16 protein-coding genes are annotated in these 17,923 nt (G+C 62.4%); 12 read left to right on the top strand and 4 right to left on the bottom strand.

Features of this window, described 5'->3' with window-relative positions:
- Positions 1–272 precede the first annotated feature (272 nt).
- The 4 genes from M0954_RS07200 to M0954_RS07185 all read left to right on the top strand — a co-directional run bounded on the left by M0954_RS07200 (position 273) and on the right by M0954_RS07185 (position 4,443).
- Positions 273–1,610 (top strand): TAXI family TRAP transporter solute-binding subunit, encoded by a 1,338-nt coding sequence (locus M0954_RS07200; protein ID WP_297352363.1) that lies wholly within the window; start codon positions 273–275, stop codon positions 1,608–1,610.
- Positions 1,611–1,755: 145 nt separating this feature from the next.
- Positions 1,756–3,144 (top strand): cytochrome ubiquinol oxidase subunit I, encoded by a 1,389-nt coding sequence (locus M0954_RS07195; RefSeq protein WP_122155706.1) that lies wholly within the window; start codon positions 1,756–1,758, stop codon positions 3,142–3,144.
- A gap of 84 nt (positions 3,145–3,228) precedes the next feature.
- Complete coding sequence (gene cydB / locus M0954_RS07190; protein ID WP_122154942.1) at positions 3,229–4,227, top strand: cytochrome d ubiquinol oxidase subunit II; 999 nt, start codon at positions 3,229–3,231, stop codon at positions 4,225–4,227.
- Positions 4,228–4,248: 21 nt separating this feature from the next.
- A complete protein-coding gene (locus tag M0954_RS07185) occupies positions 4,249–4,443 on the top strand; it encodes a DUF2474 family protein (protein ID WP_297352361.1) in 195 nt (64 codons plus the stop codon).
- A gap of 56 nt (positions 4,444–4,499) precedes the next feature.
- On the opposite strand, the gene M0954_RS07180 is transcribed toward M0954_RS07185, so the two are convergent.
- On the bottom strand, positions 4,500–5,432 hold the full coding sequence (locus M0954_RS07180) for a LysR family transcriptional regulator (RefSeq protein ID WP_123387630.1): 933 nt from the start codon (positions 5,430–5,432) through the stop codon (positions 4,500–4,502).
- A 153-nt stretch (positions 5,433–5,585) separates the two neighbouring features.
- Between M0954_RS07180 and M0954_RS07175 the strand changes: the two genes are divergently transcribed.
- The 4 genes from M0954_RS07175 (at position 5,586) to M0954_RS07160 (ending at position 11,631) form a co-directional block, all read left to right on the top strand.
- On the top strand, positions 5,586–6,800 hold the full coding sequence (locus M0954_RS07175; RefSeq protein WP_297352360.1) for an MFS transporter: 1,215 nt from the start codon (positions 5,586–5,588) through the stop codon (positions 6,798–6,800).
- Between the two features lie 295 nt (positions 6,801–7,095).
- Positions 7,096–10,233, top strand: coding sequence for a CheR family methyltransferase (locus tag M0954_RS07170; protein WP_297352357.1), 3,138 nt, complete (start codon positions 7,096–7,098; stop codon positions 10,231–10,233).
- A gap of 17 nt (positions 10,234–10,250) precedes the next feature.
- Positions 10,251–10,619 carry a response regulator gene (locus M0954_RS07165; RefSeq protein WP_122154947.1) on the top strand — a complete coding sequence of 123 codons (369 nt, stop codon included), beginning with the start codon at positions 10,251–10,253 and terminating at the stop codon, positions 10,617–10,619.
- Positions 10,620–10,755: 136 nt separating this feature from the next.
- Positions 10,756–11,631 (top strand): DUF3667 domain-containing protein, encoded by an 876-nt coding sequence (locus M0954_RS07160; RefSeq protein ID WP_122154948.1) that lies wholly within the window; start codon positions 10,756–10,758, stop codon positions 11,629–11,631.
- A gap of 39 nt (positions 11,632–11,670) precedes the next feature.
- Here the strand turns inward: M0954_RS07160 and M0954_RS07155 are convergent, their stop codons facing one another.
- From M0954_RS07155 to M0954_RS07145, 3 genes are read right to left on the bottom strand one after another with little or no spacing between them, the layout of a single operon-like run.
- Complete coding sequence (locus M0954_RS07155; protein ID WP_297352355.1) at positions 11,671–13,044, bottom strand: ATP-binding protein; 1,374 nt, start codon at positions 13,042–13,044, stop codon at positions 11,671–11,673.
- A 15-nt stretch (positions 13,045–13,059) separates the two neighbouring features.
- Entirely contained in the window at positions 13,060–13,764 is a 705-nt protein-coding gene (locus M0954_RS07150; RefSeq protein WP_297352353.1) for a response regulator transcription factor, read from the bottom strand.
- 10 nt (positions 13,765–13,774) lie between these two features.
- A complete protein-coding gene (locus tag M0954_RS07145; protein WP_297352351.1) occupies positions 13,775–14,560 on the bottom strand; it encodes a MipA/OmpV family protein in 786 nt (261 codons plus the stop codon).
- Between the two features lie 267 nt (positions 14,561–14,827).
- Here M0954_RS07145 and M0954_RS07140 point away from each other — a divergent pair, with 267 nt between their 5' ends.
- The 4 genes from M0954_RS07140 to bamA all read left to right on the top strand — a co-directional run.
- Positions 14,828–15,175: a hypothetical protein gene (locus M0954_RS07140; RefSeq protein WP_122154951.1), complete on the top strand. Its 348-nt coding sequence runs from the start codon at positions 14,828–14,830 to the stop codon at positions 15,173–15,175.
- A gap of 252 nt (positions 15,176–15,427) precedes the next feature.
- On the top strand, positions 15,428–15,727 hold the full coding sequence (locus tag M0954_RS07135; RefSeq protein ID WP_122154952.1) for a hypothetical protein: 300 nt from the start codon (positions 15,428–15,430) through the stop codon (positions 15,725–15,727).
- 238 nt (positions 15,728–15,965) lie between these two features.
- Entirely contained in the window at positions 15,966–16,364 is a 399-nt protein-coding gene (locus M0954_RS07130; RefSeq protein WP_122154953.1) for a hypothetical protein, read from the top strand.
- A gap of 103 nt (positions 16,365–16,467) precedes the next feature.
- Positions 16,468–17,923, top strand: a 1,456-nt coding sequence (gene bamA, locus M0954_RS07125) for an outer membrane protein assembly factor BamA (RefSeq protein ID WP_297352349.1), incomplete at its 3' end; no start/stop codon positions are given.

The raw sequence follows: 17,923 nt of genomic DNA, 5'->3' as shown, positions 1-17,923 counted from the left end.
GCCGACAAGCGCATCGCGGACTGAGCCCAGGCGGACCCTGCAGGCGCAGCCGGTCTGCCAAGGTTTTCGGGTGGCGCCGCGCGCCCGGGACGCGGCGCCGCCCGGTCCATCAAGTGCATTGCATCACCGCTCCCAGATAATAAGGATTACCTGGCGTCGACGCTGCAACGCCCAACGAACCTCAGACGAAAGCCAGTGCTGCTACGCTATGCCTGCAGACACCGCGCGCCGCCAGCGCCATAAGAGCTGCCCGCCACCCGTACGGAGCTTCCATGAGACACCATCGCCCGCGACCACCGAGCTTTCAAGGCGAGCATTCGCATGCCGATCTGCGCGATCTGACCTTGACGTTCGCACCGATCGTCGTGTTCGTGGTGCTGGTGATCACGCTGGTGATCTGGCTGGTCGATCCGGCTCCCCCGCGTACCATCGTCATCAGCGCCGGCCCGCACGACAGTTCGTTCCTGCAGGCCGCCAACGAATACAAAAAGATTCTCGCCCGTAACGGCATCACGCTGAAGGTGCTGGAATCGGACGGCTCGCTGCAAAACCTGCAACGGCTGCTGGACCCCAAGCAGCATGTGGACGTTGCGCTGGTGCAAGGCGGGGTGACTGATGGGCTCGGGGCGTCCTCGTTGATGTCGCTTGGCAGCGTGTTCTATGACCCGATCGTGGTGTTCTATCGCGGCAGCGGCATTACGCGGCTTGCGCAACTCGAAGGCAAACGGATCGCCGTGGGCCGCGAAGGCAGCGGCACGCGGGTGCTGGCGCTCAACCTGCTGGCAGCGAATGGCATCGTGCCGGGCCAGAACACGACGCTGTTGCCCGCCGATGGGCTGGAAGCCGCGACGAAGCTGGTCTCGGGCGACGCCGATGCCGCGATACTCAACGGCGATTCGGCCACTCGCGCCCTGATGCTGCGGCTGTTGCGCGTGCCCGGCATCTCCGTGATGGACTTCGAGGAAGCGAGCGCCTATACGCGGCTCTTTCCGTATCTGGATGAAATCGACCTGCCGCCCGGCGTGCTCGATTTGCGCCACAGGATCCCGAGCGACACGATCCATCTGATCAGTCCGACCGTCGAGATCATCGCTCGCGCGAGGCTCCACCCCGCCATCTCCGATCTGCTGATCGAGGCCGCGCAGGAGATTCACGGTATGCCCGGCCTTCTGCAGCACGCGGGACAATTTCCGAGCCCAATCCAGCACGAGTATCCGATCAGCGACGACGCGCAGCGCTACTACAAGACCGGCAAGAGCTTTCTCTATCGCAATCTGCCGTTCTGGCTGGCAAGCGTCGGCGATCGCACTCTGGTTCTGCTGCTGCCAGTCGCGGTGCTACTGTTCCCCGCCATGCGGCTCGTCCCGGCACTGTACCGCTGGCGTGTCAGGTCGCGCATCTATCGCAATTACGGTTCGCTGATCGCAATCGAACGCGAAGCGCTGAAGGATCCCTCGCAGGCTCAACGCGATGCGCTCGTCGAAGAGCTCGACCAGATCGAAGACTCGCTCAACAGTCTGCGCATGCCGCTCGCCTACGCCGATGCGTTTTATGTATTACGCGAGCATGCCGGCTTCGTGCGCTCCCGGCTCGTTCTAGGCAGCGCATAACGGCTTGACTGGACTGCCCAGTCACTTCCGTACGTTATGCAAACGCAGGTTAGCGACACTGCGGCAAAAAAAAGTGTATGTTGCCAAGTGCCTGCGGAATCGCTCCGCCAACCCAGCCAGCCCTCGTCTTCGGAAGACCGCAATGATGAACCTTAGCGCGCTGGACCTTTCGCGATTGCAGTTTGCATTCACGGTATCGTTCCACATCATCTTCCCGGCGATGAGCATCGGCCTTGCCAGCTTCATCGCCGTGCTGGAAGCGGCGTGGCTGAAAAGCGGCAAGCCGCACTACAAGGAACTGTGTCTGTACTGGTCGAAGGTGTTCGCGATCGGCTTCGGCATGGGCGTCGTTTCCGGCGTGGTGATGGCGTATCAGTTCGGCACCAACTGGGCCGGCTTTTCGAAATTTGCCGGGCCTATCACCGGACCGCTCCTCACTTACGAGGTAATGACCGCGTTCTTTCTCGAAGCCGGCTTTCTCGGCATCATGCTGTTCGGCTGGGATCGCGTGGGGCGCAAGGCGCACTTCGGCGCGACACTGCTGGTCGCCACCGGCACGCTGATTTCCACCTTCTGGATTCTCGCCTCCAATAGCTGGATGCAGACCCCGCAGGGCTTCACGATCGAGAACGGTCACGTGGTGCCGCAGGACTGGCTGAAAATCATCTTCAACCCCTCGTTCCCGTACCGGCTCGCGCATATGGCGATCGCCGCTTTCATCGTCGGCGCGCTGGTTGTTGCTGCCACCGGCGCGTGGCATCTGTTGCGTGGCCGGCGCGACCCCGCCGTCAAAACCATGTTTTCGATGGCGCTCTGGCTCTTGCTGGTGCTCGCGCCAATCCAGGCAGTGGTGGGCGATCAGCACGGCCTGAACACGCGCAAGTACCAGCCCGCGAAGATCGCCGCCATCGAAGGTCTGTGGGAAACCGAGCACGGCGGCACTGCGCTCAATCTGATCGGCTTTCCGGACATGCAGGCCGAAGTGACCCGCTACGCGATCCAGATTCCGCATCTGGGCAGTCTGATCCTGACGCACTCGTGGGACGGCGAAATTCGCGGCCTGAAAGAGTTTCCGAAAGAGGACCGGCCGAATTCGTCGATCATCTTCTGGACGTTCCGCGTGATGGCGGGCCTCGGCATGCTGATGATCCTGCTTGCGTTGATCGGACTGCTGCTGCGGCGCCACGGCCGAGTTTACGAAAATCGTCTGTTCCAGCGTGTCATGGTGGCTATGGGTCCCGCCGGATTCGTGACGCTGCTTGCCGGCTGGGTGACGACCGAGGCGGGCCGCCAGCCGTGGGTGGTGTACGGCGTGCTGCGCACCGCGCAAGCGGTGTCGCCGGTCACCCAGCAGGACGTGAGCGTGTCGCTGATGATCTTCGTGATCGTGTATTGCCTGGTGTTCTGCACGGGCATCTACTACATCCTCAAGCTGCTGCGCATCGGTCCGGCTTACGACGACGCGGGGCCACGCAACGCGAACGCCGCCGATGCGAACAGCAGCGGCCGGCGGCCGCTCGCAGCGGTCGAATGAGGCGCGCTGTGGCAAGCGAACCGGCACCCGCGGCAAACGGCAACGTCCCGCAGCAACCCCTATTCACCTGAAGCGGAGCACAGCATGGACGTGACGACGATCTGGGCCGCAATCATCGCCTTGGGGCTCTTCATGTATGTCGCCCTCGATGGCTTCGATCTCGGTATCGGGATGATTTTTCCGTTCTTCCCCGATGACGGCGAGCGCGACCTCATGATCGCCACCATTGCGCCGGTCTGGGACGGCAACGAGACCTGGCTGGTGCTCGGCGGCGCAGCGCTCTTTGCGGTGTTTCCCGAGGTCTATTCGATCGTGCTCTCGGCGCTGTATCTGCCGATCGTCACCATGCTCGTCTGCCTTATTTTTCGCGGCGTATCCTTTGAAATTCGCGAGAAGGCAATCCGTACCAAGAACCTCTGGAACCTCGCCTTCATCGCCGGATCAGGCGGGGCTTCGTTTTTTCAGGGTGTCATTCTGGGCGCCTATCTGCAGGGCATTCCTGTGACGAACGGCGTGTTCGCCGGGCCGTCCTTTTTCTGGCTGACGCCGTTTAGCCTGCTTACCGGCTTTGGCCTGATGGCGACCTACGCATTGCTCGGCGCCTGCTGGCTCGTCATGAAGACCGAGGGTGACCTGCAGCATCGTCTGCACGAAGTGGTGCGTCCCCTCACTTTCGTGCTGCTTGGCTTCATGGTGGTGGTGTCGATCTGGACGCCGCTGACCGACGCGAAAATCGCCGCGCGCTGGTTCGATTCGGGCCTGCTGCACCGCTTGCTGCCGGTGCCCTTTCTCGTCGTGATTACCGCGCTGTTCATGCTCCGCGCGCTCCGGCGCCGTCACGACAACACGCCGTTTCTGCTGGCGCTGCTGCTGATCCTGCTCGGCTATATTGGCCTGCTCGTGAGCATCTGGCCGTATGCGATACCGTACGCCATCACACTCCAGGATGCGGCTGCGCCACGGGCGAGCCAGCTCTTCACGCTGGTAGGTGCGGTGATCATTCTGCCGGTGATTCTGGTCTACACGACGCTCGGATATCACGTGTTCCGCGGCAAATCCGCCCCCGGTGCGAAGTACCACTAAGATTTGACAAGGTGCGCTGCAATGCGACTTTTCTTGCGCCCGACCACGCAAAAGCAAACTGCTACCTCGTTAGCGCAGCCAGCCACGGTGAACCGCCCTGCTCCTACGCGGCTCAAGCGCGTGCTCTGGTTCGTCGCTCTATGGTGTGCTGGCGTAGCAGCGGCGATGTTGCTCGCGCTGCCGTTCCGCCTGTTGATGCAGGCCGCCATGCACTGAGGCCAGCAACGCGGCAAACGGCCTGAGCTAATGCAAAGCGAGCCGTAGCGTCCCGCTCACGTCTCCTGAACGGCTTGAACGCCTTGAACGCGTTCCTGCAGAAACTGGACAAAGGTGCGCACCTTGCTCGAATGGCGGCGGTTCGGCAGATAAGCCGCGTAGACGACTGACCGGCCGGCATGCGGGTTGATTTCGGCGTCGGCAAAAAGGCGCACAAGGCGGCCCGCGCGAATCTCCGCCACCACCAGCCACTCCGGCAGCAAGGCGATGCCGCGGCCCGCAAGCACCGCTTCCAGCAGAATGTCCGGATTATTGGCAATCATGCGCCCCTCCACTTCGACGCGCACCTGCGTCTCGCCCTGCAGGAAAGTCCAGACCTGGCGTGCGGGCCGATAGGTTCCGCCATAGCCGAAGCGCAGGCATTCATGAGCGGCCAGCTCCTGCGGCTCGGACGGCACGCCGCAGCGCGAGAAATACGCGGGACTCGCGACCACGAAGCGCGCGTTATCGGCAAGTTTCCTTATGACCAGGTGTTCGTCGCGCGATGGCAGGCCGATGCGAACCGCGACATCGATCCGCTCGGCGGCGAGATCGACGTAGTAATCGCCGACCACGACGTCGAGCACCATGCGCGGGTAGGTGCTGAGAAAGCTCGCCAGATGCGGCGCCAGTTGCATCCGGCTGTAGGCGGTCGGCACAGAGATGCGGAGCACGCCAACCGGCGACGCCCCGCTATCGAAGATGCTGTCGTCGGCCACCGCGAGGTCGTCGAGCACCTTGCTGATCTGCTCGACGTAGGCCGTGCCGGCGTCCGTCAGGCTGACGCGCCGCGTGGTGCGGGTCAGCAGAGCCGTGCCAAGCGAGGCTTCGAGCGCGTCCATCAGGCGGGTGACCGACGAGGTGGCGACGCCCAGCCGCTGGGCCGCTTTGGAAAAACCGCCGGCCTCGGCCACTTCCAGCAAGGTATTCAAGGCAACCAGCTTGTCCACTTCCCGATCTCCAGTAAGGTCGACGCCCGGCCCAACCCAGGTAAGGGCCGACGCTGGCGTTGCGCTGCACGCAACGCCAGGTTGCTCAATGCACGTATTCTACTCACGGATCGCAACGGATATCCTATGCGGATTCGTCAATCAGGATTTGCCATGACTTTCAACTCACCCGCGGCCGCCGTGAACGGCGGCACCGTCCAGATGACCCGCGGCCTGACCGCTATGTTCGCCTTCTGCTGCGGCGCGATCGTCGCCAACATCTACTACGCCCAGCCGATCACTGAACTGATCGCACCGGACATTCATATGACGGGCGGCACGGCCAGTCTGATCGTCTCGCTGACGCAGATCGGCTACGCCTTGGGACTGTTCTTCCTCGTCCCGCTCGGCGACCTGCTGGAAAACCGCAAGCTGATGATTACAACGGCGCTCGTCGCCATCGTCAGTCTCGCGCTGGCTGCCGTGACGCGTCAGCCGAGCGCGTTTCTGGCTATCTCGCTGCTGGTCGGCTTCAGTTCGGTTGCCGTGCAGATCCTGATTCCGCTGGCGGCGCACCTGGCGCCCGACGAAACGCGCGGCCGTGTAGTCGGCAACATCATGAGCGGCCTGCTGCTCGGCATCCTGCTGTCGCGGCCGATTTCGAGCGTAGTGGCCGGGCATTTCGGCTGGCGCGTGGTGTTCGGCTCGGCCGCTGTCGTGATGGCGGTCGTGACGACCGTGCTCGCGCTGACGATTCCGCCGCGGCAACCCTCGCACCAGGCGACCTACTTCCAGTTGATCCATTCGCTCGGCGAACTGGTCACTACGTTGCCCGTGCTGCGTCATCGTTCGCTGTACCAGGGCTTGATGTTCGCAACCTTCAGCCTCTTCTGGACCACCGTGCCGATCGAACTGACGCGCCATTACGGGCTGTCGCAGAACGGTATCGCGCTGTTCGCTCTGGTCGGCGCGATTGGCGCCACCTCCGCACCGATCGCAGGACGGCTTGCCGATGCGGGCCACTCCGTCAGCGCGACGCTGGTCGCGCTAGTGATCGCCGCGCTCGCCTTTACACCCTCGCTGATTCATCCTGCGTGGGGCGTGGGCGGTCTCGTCGTCACCGGTGTCGTACTCGACTTCGCCGCGCAAATGAACATGGTGATCGGCCAACGTGCGATCTACGGCCTGCATGCGGCAAGCCGCAATCGTCTGAATGCCCTGTATATGACGAGCATTTTCATCGGCGGCGCGATCGGCTCATCGCTTGCGAGCACGCTGTATGAGCACGGCGGCTGGACCTTGACCGCCATCGTCGCGAGCGTGTTTCCGCTGCTCGCGCTGCTTCATTACCTCGCGATCGGCAAGCCAGTTGCGCTCGCAATGGCCTGACTGGCAACAGCACACGTCGCTTTACCAGGACGAATACCCCGGGCACAGCACGGACCAGGCACAAGGGATGCTGATACAACGTTGATGAGCGTGCCGGAAGCTTCGCTTGCCGGCCCCTCGACGCAAAATCCACCCGGTCCGAGACCAACTGACGGCAACTGCGGGCCAAATCAAGGTAGGATTATCGACTGCTCTCAATCTGCCCCGCCGCCAGGAATCTCATGCCGAGCCAACATGCCGCCAGCGTCTCGCTGACCGAATCCCCGCGCCAATACGCCGTCTTGCGGACTGCACGATGACTACGCCGGCCCGATTTCCGATTGTCGGCATCGGCGCCTCGGCGGGGGGTATCGAGGCGCTTGAAGGGTTTTTCCGCGGCATGCCCGAAGAGCCGGAATTGGCCCTCGTGATCGTTACGCACCTCGGCCCCGCGCGCGACAGCCTTTTGTCCGAGATCGTGGCGCGCTATACCCCTATGCCGGTGCATGTGGTGGTGGACGGCGAGCCGGTCCAAAAGAATCATGTCTACGTGCTGCCCTCGGACGTCATGCTTGGCGTCGAAAAGGGCCATCTGCGTCTCCATCCGCAAAACGCGTTGCACCGCGAACGCAAACCGATCGATTTGTTTTTTAGCTCGCTCGCCGAAGACCAGGGCGAGTTGGCGGTGTGCGTGGTGTTGTCCGGCGGTGACTCGGACGGCACGCTCGGCGTAAAAGCCGTCAAGGAAAACGGCGGCCTGACGCTGGCGCAGGTTGCCGACGGTTTCGGGCCGCAACACCCCGACATGCCGGATAGCGCCATCGCCACCGGGCTCGTCGACTACGCGCTGCCGGTCGAGGCAATGGGCCAAAAGCTGGCGGAGTTTGCCCGCAGCGCCTACGTGCTGGACGACACGGCGTTTAGCGCCAGCGCCCAGGAAGAGCTGCAGAAGATCGAACATGCACAGGCGGAGATTTACGGCATTTTGCGCGGGCAGATCGGCCACGACTTCAGCGGCTACAAGTCCAAGACCTTCATGCGACGCGTGCAGCGGCGTATGCAGGTGGTACAGATCGACGATCTGGAAGCGTATGTCGCACACCTGCGCGATCATCAGCAGGAGGTCAACGCGCTATTCCGCGATCTGCTGATCAACGTGACTAACTTCTTTCGCGACGGCGGCGCGTTCGACGCGCTCGCCGAACTGGTCGTACCCAAGCTCTTCGAGACGCGCAGCGTCGACGATACCGTGCGTATCTGGGTTCCCGGCTGCGCCACCGGAGAAGAAGTCTATTCGCTCGCCATCCTGCTGCGCGAGCATATGGACCAACTCGCGGTCGTGCCGCGCGTGCAGATCTTCGCCACCGATATCGACGACCATGCCCTCGCCGTCGCACGCGCCGCCAGGTATCCGGCCGCGTTGCTCGACAGCGTCTCGCCGGCACGCCGTCAACGCTTTTTCGTTTCCGACGGCGGCAGCTTCGCCGTGGCCAAGGAAGTGCGCGACCTATGCATCTTCTCGCCGCACAACGTGATTCGCGACCCACCCTTCTCCCGTATCGATCTGGTCTCCTGCCGCAACCTGCTGATCTATTTCGGTCTGGACCTGCAAAGCCAGGTGATTCCGACCTTCCACTATGCGCTGCGTGAGGACGGCTATCTGTTCCTCGGCACCTCAGAGAGCGTGAGCCAGTTCGACGATCTGTTCACCCCGCTCGAGAAAAAGCATCGTATCTTCCAGCGCCGCTCGGATGTCATGCCGCGCGTGCGTCTGCCGCTTACGGTGTCGGCCTTGCGGCCAGGCCAGGGCCACGAGCTCACGGCGCGGCGCATCCAGCCCGGCGGCGCGGCGTTGCGGCAGATAGTCGACACCCAGGTGCTCGAGCGTTTTTCACCACCCCATGTGGTGGTAAACCGGGAAGGCGATGTCGCCTACTATTCCGGGCGCACCGGCAAGTATCTGGAAGCGGCAGCCGGCGCGCCGACCCGCCAGATCTTCACGATGGCGCGCAAAGGCATCCGGCTCGAACTGCGCACGGTGTTCCGGGATGCGGTGGAGTCGGGCCGCACGGTGACGCGCGAGGGCATTGCGGTCGAGGAAGACGACGGCCGCGTGCAGGTGGTGAGCCTGACAGTCGAGCCGCTTGGCGCCTACCCGGGCGCGGACCCGCTCTATCTGGTCCTGTTCATCGATCAGGGTCCCGTCCTGAGCCGCGAGGAAGCGCTAAGCCGTGCGCACGCCACCACGACCGGCACCGCGCTGCAGATGGAGCGCGAGTTGCGCGAGACGCGCGAGCGCCTGCAATCGATGATCGAGGAATATGAAACCGCGCTCGAGGAGCTGAAGTCCTCAAACGAGGAACTCGTTTCGGTCAACGAAGAACTGCAGTCGACCAACGAGGAGATGGAGGCGTCCAAGGAAGAACTGGTGTCGCTCAACGAGGAGTTGCACACCGTCAATACCGAACTGAACGGCAAGATCGAGGCGCTTGACCGTGCGAGGAGCGACCTGCAGAACCTGTTCGACAGCACTGCGGTCGCCACGGTGTTTCTGGACAGCAAGCTGGTAATTCGCAGCTTCACGCCGGCCATGTCCGAGGTGTTCAATATCCGTGCGGCCGACCGGGGCCGCCCGATCACCGATCTGGCGAGCCGCCTGCGGCTCACCGGTTTCGACGAGGCGATCGCCAGGGTGGTGGCCAGCGGCGAGGTCATCGAAAGCCGGGTCGACAGCGACGATCGCCAGATGCATTACCTCGTGCGCCTCGCGCCCTATCGAAACGGCGATGACAAGGCGGAAGGCGTGGTGGTCACCTTTTTGAACGTCACGAGCCTCACCCGCGCCGAACAACGCCAGAAGATCCTGGTTGCAGAGCTGCAGCACCGTACCCGCAACCTGCTGGCGGTGGTGGAATCCATCGCTTTCCAGACGCTCGGCAAAGGTGCCCCGCTGGAAACATTTACCGCCCGGTTGGGCGCACTGGGCCGCCTGCAGGGGCTGCTTGGCAAAGCGACCGACGAGCAGATCGAGCTGGGGGAGATCGTCCGCATGGAGATCGAGACCATTGCCGGTAGCACCGCCGAAAATGTCGCCATCTCCGGCCCAGCGGTTCCGCTCAGCCTCGAGTACGTGCAGAACATCGCTCTCGCGGTCCACGAACTCGCGACCAACGCCGTAAAATACGGCGCGCTCAAGAGCGGCCAAGGGTATCTGGACATCAGTTGGCGTCTGGAGGATCAGCAACAGGACCAATCCTTGCTGGTACTTGAGTGGCGGGAAAGCGGTCTGCCGCAGCCCCCGGAATCGACGCGCCGCGGATACGGGCGGCAGCTGATCGAGCAGGGCCTGCCTTTTTCGCTCCGCGCGAAGGCCGAACTGGTATTTGGCGAGGATGGCGTTTCGTGCCGGATCGCCATGCCGCTGAGGCCCGAGCTGCTCACGGGTCACAATTGAATCTTTCGGAGACAACCATGGGACAAAGCGGTGAGCTGCAGGGTCGCCGCATTCTCGTGGTAGAGGATGATTATCTGGTCGCGCAGAGCCTGTGCGCGCTGCTCGAGGAAGCAGGCGCCACGATCGTCGGCCCGTTCGGCTGGGCGGACGAAGCGCTGAAGTTTGTCGAAGCGCATCGGGATGCCTTCGACAGCGCCGTGCTCGACGTCGACCTGCACGGAGAAAAATCCTATCCGATCGCGGACTGGCTGGCCGGGCGCGATGTCCGCTTCGTCTTCACCACCGGTTATGGCGCCGATGCGCTCGATCCCGGCTACCTGCGCTATCCGCGCTGCCAAAAACCGTTCGATGTACGAAATCTGTTCGTAGCGCTCACGAGCAGCTAGACGATGGGGCAAGTCGACTCGATCGCAGAAACCTTTCGCATGCCTTACTTCCCCGTCGCTTATTGATACGTCCTTGACGGTGCCTCGCCGCCGCGGTCAGAATGCTGCCTGTCAAAGCTTCCGGCCCCGCATCCGCATGTCGCAAATCTCGCATAGCCACGATGCCGCACACGAACTGCCCGACGCCTGCCCCAACTGCGATGCGCCGGTGCATGGGCCGTATTGCGCGCAATGCGGCCAGGAAACCGTGCACGAAATGCCGACCTTGCGCGAATTCGCGCATGAGTATCTGCATCATTACGTGGCCGCGGAAGGCAAACTCGTCCCGACTGTCAGGATGCTGCTGCTCAAGCCGGGGCAGCTCACGATCGAATATCTCCAGGGGCGCCGGCGCCGGTATGTAAAGCCGCTATCGCTGTATGTGACGGTCAGTTTTGTGTTTTTTCTGCTGCTGGGCTGGTCCACGGTCATGACGCCCGCTCCCTCCGTCGTGATACTCGACGGCAACCGCGCCGTGCCCGCCACCCAGGTCTTCTCCACCCTCGCCGCCTCGGAGACCGATCCGACTGGCAAACAGGTGTTGAGTTTCCTCGACAGACACATGAACTGGGTGTTTCAACCAGGCAAACTCGCCGCATTCAACGACCACGTTTTGCATCGCCTGCCGTATACGGTGTTCGTGCTGATGCCGGTTTTTGCGGCGATGTGTGGGTACGTCTATCGAAAGAGGCGCCAAAACTACGGCATGCACCTGCTATTTACGGTGCACCTGCATGCGTTTATTTTCCTGGTGTTTCTGCTTTGCCTGGTTCCCGGTGTGCAGAACTTTGGCGGCTGGGCCATGCTCGTGGTCCTGATCTACCTGATTCTGGCGCTCAAGCGTGTGTACGGCGGCCGCTGGTGGCCGCAAGTTGGACGGGGCACGCTGCTGTGGGCGGGTTATGGGGTGGTCACGAGCCTCGCGCTGGCGGTGCTCGCATTCGTCTCAACCGATCTCTGGCACGTGTCCTGAGCGCGCGGCAAGCTTCGAGCCCGTTGCGTGCACCGGCATCTAGAAGCCGACGATAAAGCGCGTCCCCGCGGCCAGACGGCTCACGGTCAACCGCCATTCGTGCGCGACCGCGATTTCCTTGCAGATGGCGAGCCCCAGTCCAGCGCCGTCGTGCCTGACGCCGGGGGCGCGCCAGAACCGCTTGAACAGGAACGGCAGGTGCTCCTCGCGGATACCGGGCCCCGCGTCGCTAACCTCGATCGAAGCCGCGCCTATGACAAGCCACACAGCGCTATTCGGCGGCGACACGTTGATCGCGTTTTCGACAATGTTTTTCAGCAGGATGAACAGCGCACTCCGGTCCGCCCACACTGAGGCCGGCGCGCCCGATGGGTCAAGCTCGAGTTTGACCTGCTTCGCATCGGCCTTGCGCCCGAGATACGCCAGAACGTCGCGTGCCACATCGACCGTACTCACCTCGCCGAAAGTGAAATTCTGTGCCTCGCTGACTTCGGCCAGATGCAACAGTTGTCGAGTCTGGCGTGCCATCAGATCGATCTCGCGAAGCAGCAGTCCCTTGTCCTCGATGCCGGGCTGCAACTCGATCTGACCGCGGATCAGCGTGAGCGGCGTCTGCAGTTCGTGCGCCGCCGAAGCGAGAAACTGCTGCTGCACGGCGAAGCCATTTTCCAGTCTGCCGAGCGCTCCGTTGAACGCCTCGATCAGCGGCTTGATCTCGCTCGGCATGCCTTGCAACGACAGCCGTGTCGTCAGATTGCGCGGCGTAATCAGCGCGGCTGCGCTCGACACCTCCCTCAGCGGCTTGAGGAGACGATGCACGGTGACCGTCAACGTCAGGCCGAAAATGATCGCGGCGATGGACGTGATGATCCGGACGTTGGCTGGAATCTGCCGAACCTTCGTACCGATCATTGCATCGAGGAGACGTGCGCTCGTTGCGATCTGCGCATAGAAACGCGCCGGTCCCTGCCGTAACTCGAGCGTCGTGATGTCGAACGATCTGCCTTCCATCTTTACCTGCTCGATATGGCCGACAGCCGCAGCGAGGTCGCCCGGAACCCAGGCTGGACCGTTCTGCGCGTCCGCCGAGGCGAACAACACGTGGCCCTGCTCGTCGAGTACGCGGTAGTGAATCTCGGTCGGCGCCGCCGAAAAAATCCAGGCTTGCTCCGCGGGCAGATTGAGGGAGACCGGACGGCCGGCTCCATCGAAGCGGACACCGCTGGCGAGCTCCTTCGTGTGTTGAATCAGGTCGTGCCGCCCCAGCATCTGTTCCGGGTAGTGGTTGAACGCGTAGGTGACACCCATGGCCAGCACGGTTAGCGTCAGCGCCAGCGCGACGATGCTGGTCACCCATAAGCGCGCGGACAGACTTCGAATCCAGCGATTGAACATGGCGAACATGGTAAACATGATGAACGGCCCGCCTCAGGACAATGATGGTGCGTCGGTCGAAGCGGGCAGCGCCTGCAACGCGAAGCCCGCCCCCCGGATGTTGGCGAGCCGCAGCGTCGTCCCCACCCTCGTCAGCTTCTTGCGCAGCCGGTGTACGGTCACCTCCAGCGCGTTGGGCGTGACGGCCTCGCCGAGGCCCCAGGCCGCATGTTCGAGGGCCGCATGGCGAACGGTCTGGCCGCTCGCCTTGACGAGGCACAGCATGATCTGCAGCTCGGCTTGCGCGAGCTGAACCGAGCGATAGTCGCAGCGCATTGCGTGCTGCTGCGGGTCGACGGTGATGTCGGCAAATTCGGCAACCAGCGTCGACAGCGCCGCCGGCCGGCGCATCAGCGTGCGCACGCGCGCCACCAGTTCGCTCATGGCGAACGGCTTGGTCACGTAGTCGTCCGCGCCGCTCTCCAGTCCGTCGACACGGTCGTGCAGCGCATCGCGTGCGGTCAGCATCAGACAGGGCATCATCTGACCCGCTGCGCGCAACGTGCGCAGAAAGGCGAGGCCATCGCCGTCCGGCAAACCGCGGTCGACGATCAGCACGTCATAGTCGGCGCGGCTCACGCCATAGCTCGCCTCGGAGACGGTGTGGAACAGATCGGCCTCGATTCCGGCCGCCGCGAGCGCCTGGCGCACCATCTCCGCGAGGCGCTCGTGGTCTTCGACAATGGCTACCCGGGACATGATGGTGCGCTCATTTGAACTGATAGAGGTAGGCGAGCCTCACCGCAGGAATGTAACTGCGTCCTACGATGGGGCTGTCGGTGATACCGCTCGTGAAGTGCTTTACGCCGACGTCCAGCACCAGTTTCTGCTGACGCGTGATGCTGTAGTTGACCCGCGTGCCGAGCGATACGTCGTAGGCGGCGGTGCCAGTGTACTCGGGGCGCCCTGCCCGTGCTTCCGACGCCTGCACGCCGTAATAGTAGTTGACGTAGTCGCTGCTGAGCCACTCGACGCCACCGTACGGTTGCAGCGAGAACTTGCCGAAATCGAACGACTTGCTGTAGTCGATTTTGGCTCGCTCGCCGCGGTTGCCGCCCAGCAGATAGTCGGCCGACAGCGTGCCGAAGCCGGTCTTCCAGGCGAGCGCCGGGCCGTACCAGAACGTAGGATCGCGGTTCTGCATGCCGTTCAGAATGGGCGCGTCGTTGTTCTTGTAGCCATCGGCGAGGGCATAGTCGCCGCGCAGGGCGACGCTCACGTTGTCCCAGGTGCCGATCTTCAGGTCGATCGCGGTGCCGAGGGCGTGGATCCATTTATCGTCGAAAGAAATCAGCGGAATCGGCGTGTATTTCGTGTCGCCGCTTTTGTACGGCGACGCCGCGATGCCCGCTCCTACGCCAAGGCCCCAATGCGTCACGTTGGTCGCGTTGCTCAGGACGGTGAAGCCAGAGTCGTCGGGGCCAGATTGAGCGTCGGCGCCGCCCTCTGCCCATGTGCTCGCCGAATACAGCGCGACGGACGCAAATGTCAGCACCAGAGGATACCTTCGACAAAAAGCTCTTTTCACGGTTGTTCCTAAAGTAGTGGGATCAGGCGGTCTCGACTTTAGGAGCGGGCGACTTACCCGTTACTTACTCAAACAATCATCGGCTCGGCGATGGAATGCGACGCCACGCGCGCCGCGGCGGATATGCCGGGCCGCCAACAGTCACAGCGGCCGGCAGGTGCTGGTAAGCCTTGGGTAAGTCGCGTGCGTGCAGCATGGATGCCCTCGTCCCCCTCTCTATCTGACGGCACGGTCATGCCCTTGAAACCCCGTCTTGCGACCGCGCTGCGTGCCAATCTCCTGCTGTTCGCGGTTTCGACAGGTGCCGCGGCGCTACCCTGTCTTGGGCTCATCCTGATGTTCGGCATGAGCGAGGCAGGCATGCCGGCGTCGGCTTATCTGGGCGGCTTGCTGCTCGTCGCGGGAGTGATCACGCTGGTGGTGCGCGGGCACGCAAGGCGCGCGTTTGAAGATGCGGATCTGGCCCGCAAGGTTCAGGTATATGAAAAACCGCCTTTCGGAGCGTCGATTGCCGGCGACTGCGCACAGCCGTGGCTCGTGCAGTTGCACCTTGAATTGCGGGGGCTTCAGTGCCGGGACTGATTGCGCGCCTCTCAACGCGAGGTGCGAGCGTTTTGAGCCCCGTGTCCTGTTGCAAAGCGCTTTACGGTTATTACCATCTGTTGCCGTTCGCGTGCCCTCGTTCGCCCCTGCGCCAGACGCCGCGCCCGAAAGCGTCTATTGGCGCGCAATGGCGAAAATTTCAAGCTTCACGCTTTGTTGCACTTGCGTAACTCAAGGGTCCTTTCGCAGCGCTACAGTTAAGCCGTCATCCCCACACGTATGGAGGTCAACATGAAAAGCAAACTCTTAATCAGCCTCGGTCTCGGGGCAGCTATCTTCGGCGTCTCGCAGTTCGCCAATGCGGGAGTCGGTATTGGGATCAACCTGGCGTTGCCGGCACCGGTTTATGTCGCGCCTGCTCCGGTTTATGCGCCGCCGCCTCCGCCGCCCGCTGTTGTTGCTTATCAACCGGTTGTGGCTGCACCTGTTGTCGTTTCGCCGTCCCTGATTATCGGCTGGCATAGCGGGCAGTACTGGGATGGGCATCGCTGGTGGTCGCGGCATGACTACTATGGGCATCGTCACTGGTAATCGCGCGTGGTTGTCCGGTTTTTTGACGGCCTTTCCCTGATCCGTTAGTGATCCTCTGGTGTCGCCCCTGTGCGGGGCGGCACCTGCTTTCTTCTTTACCCCTGTCCCCGCTAACACGCCCCCTACACCCTCATTGGTTTGTCCTCCTCCTGAAAGGAAGAATCGGTAAACCGCAAGTAACCTCGCCGCGCGGCTTCTCACATAGACTCGGCCTCCAATATTGTTTGGGAGTGCATTCATGTCACCGCCGGTAGCCCTAGCAATTCATTCCCTGCATTCCTTCGAGCTGACCGGCGATGGTCAATACCTCATGCTCAAAGGCAACCAGCCCGACAGCATCGCCCTGCACTACTCCGTCATGCATGAGCTGCTGGCCGCTATTTCCAATGCTATCGGCTGGTCAGCGCGCGTCCGCGAAAAGAACGACGACGTCAAGTTCGCCATGCCCTGCGAAGCGTGGGCCGTCGGCAAAGATAAAGGCGAGTCCTCTCATCTGCTTCTCTCGTTTCGTCTCCCCGGCGGCGCCGAGCTTTCGTTTCGCATGCATCGCGCTGACGCGCGGCATATGACCGAAGTGCTTTCGCTCGTGACGGGTCTCGCCAAAGTGGACGGCGCCCGCAGTGCCCGGCTGCAGTAGCGCGGCCGTATTCCCCTTTTGTAGCAAGTTCGCGCTCGCACTTCGGCATCGGCTATCGATGTACCTGCGATCCTCCTATTGTCTGTCTCTCCTGTCAGCACGTATGAACCTTGAAACACTATCGGCCCGCTATACCAGGGCGCTGACACTGATCGGCCTGAGCGTCACCTCCGTCTCGGCCTTCGCCGTCACGCCTTTCGTGGTGCGCGATATCCGGCTCGAAGGCCTCAAGCGCGTCGAACCGAACACCGTTTTCTCGTACCTGACCATCAAGCAGGGCGATACCTTCAACGATGACAAGGCGTCCGCCGCCATCCGCGCGCTGTACGCAACGGGCTTCTTCAATGATGTCAGGATTTCTGCCGAAGGCGATGTCGTGGTCGTGCAAGTCGAGGAACGCCCCGCCATCGGCACGATCGATTTCTCGGGCCTCCACGAATTCGACAAGGACAACCTGAACAAGGCGCTGAACTCGGTCGGGTTGTCGCTCGGCCGCTATTACGACAAGTCGCTCGTCGACCGCGCCGAGCAGGAGCTCAAACGCCAGTACCTGACCCGCGGCTTCTATGCCGCCGAAGTCACCACCACCGTCACGCCAATCGACCGCGATCGCGTCGGCCTGCTGTTTTCGGTGATAGAAGGTCCGAGCGCGAAAATCCGCCAGGTCAACTTCATTGGCAACAAGGTGTTTAGCGACGGCACGCTGCACGATGAAATGCAGGAGTCCACGCCAAACTGGTTCTCGTGGTACTCCAAGAACGATGTGTATGCAAAAGACAAGCTGACCACCGACCTCGAAAACCTGCGCTCGTATTACCTCGACCGCGGCTACCTCGAGTTCAATATCGATTCGACCCAGGTCTCGCTGTCGCCGGACAAGAAGGAAATGTATCTCACGCTCACCCTGCATGAGGGCGAGCCGTACACGATTTCCGCCATCCGTCTGTCGGGCAACCTGCTGGATCGCCAGGCAGAGCTGACGAAACTCGTCAAGATCAAAGCGGGTGACCGCTTCTCGGCTACCAGGCTGAAGGCCGCTACCAAGGCGGTGGTCGACAAGCTCGGTGAATACGGTTACGCGTTTGCAACGGTGAACGCAGAGCCGCAGATCGACCAGCAGCACCATACGGTCGACCTGACGCTGCAAGTCGATCCGAGCCGCCGGGTGTACGTGCGAAATATCAACATCGTGGGCAACACCCGCACGCGCGACGAAGTGATCCGCCGCGAAATGCGTCAGCTCGAAAGCTCATGGTTCGACTCGAGCCGTCTCGCGCTGTCGAAAGACCGGATCAACCGTCTCGGCTACTTCACCGACGTCGACGTCACCACCGTGCCGGTCGAAGGCACCGCCGACGAAGTCGACATCGCCGTCAAGGTCACGGAAAAGCCGACCGGCTCGGTAACGCTCGGTCTTGGCTACGGCTCCGGTGAAGGCCCGATCATTTCGGCGGGCGTGTCGCAGGACAACGTGTTCGGTTCGGGCACGAGCCTCGCGGTGAACGTCAACACGGCCACCACGTTCCGCACGCTGACGGTCACGCAGGTGGATCCGTACT

This window comes from Paraburkholderia sp., assembly GCF_026225065.1.
Classification (GTDB): domain Bacteria; phylum Pseudomonadota; class Gammaproteobacteria; order Burkholderiales; family Burkholderiaceae; genus Paraburkholderia.
The sequence above is the reverse complement of the archived record's forward strand: the minus strand, read 5'-3'. Positions and strand labels throughout refer to the sequence as shown.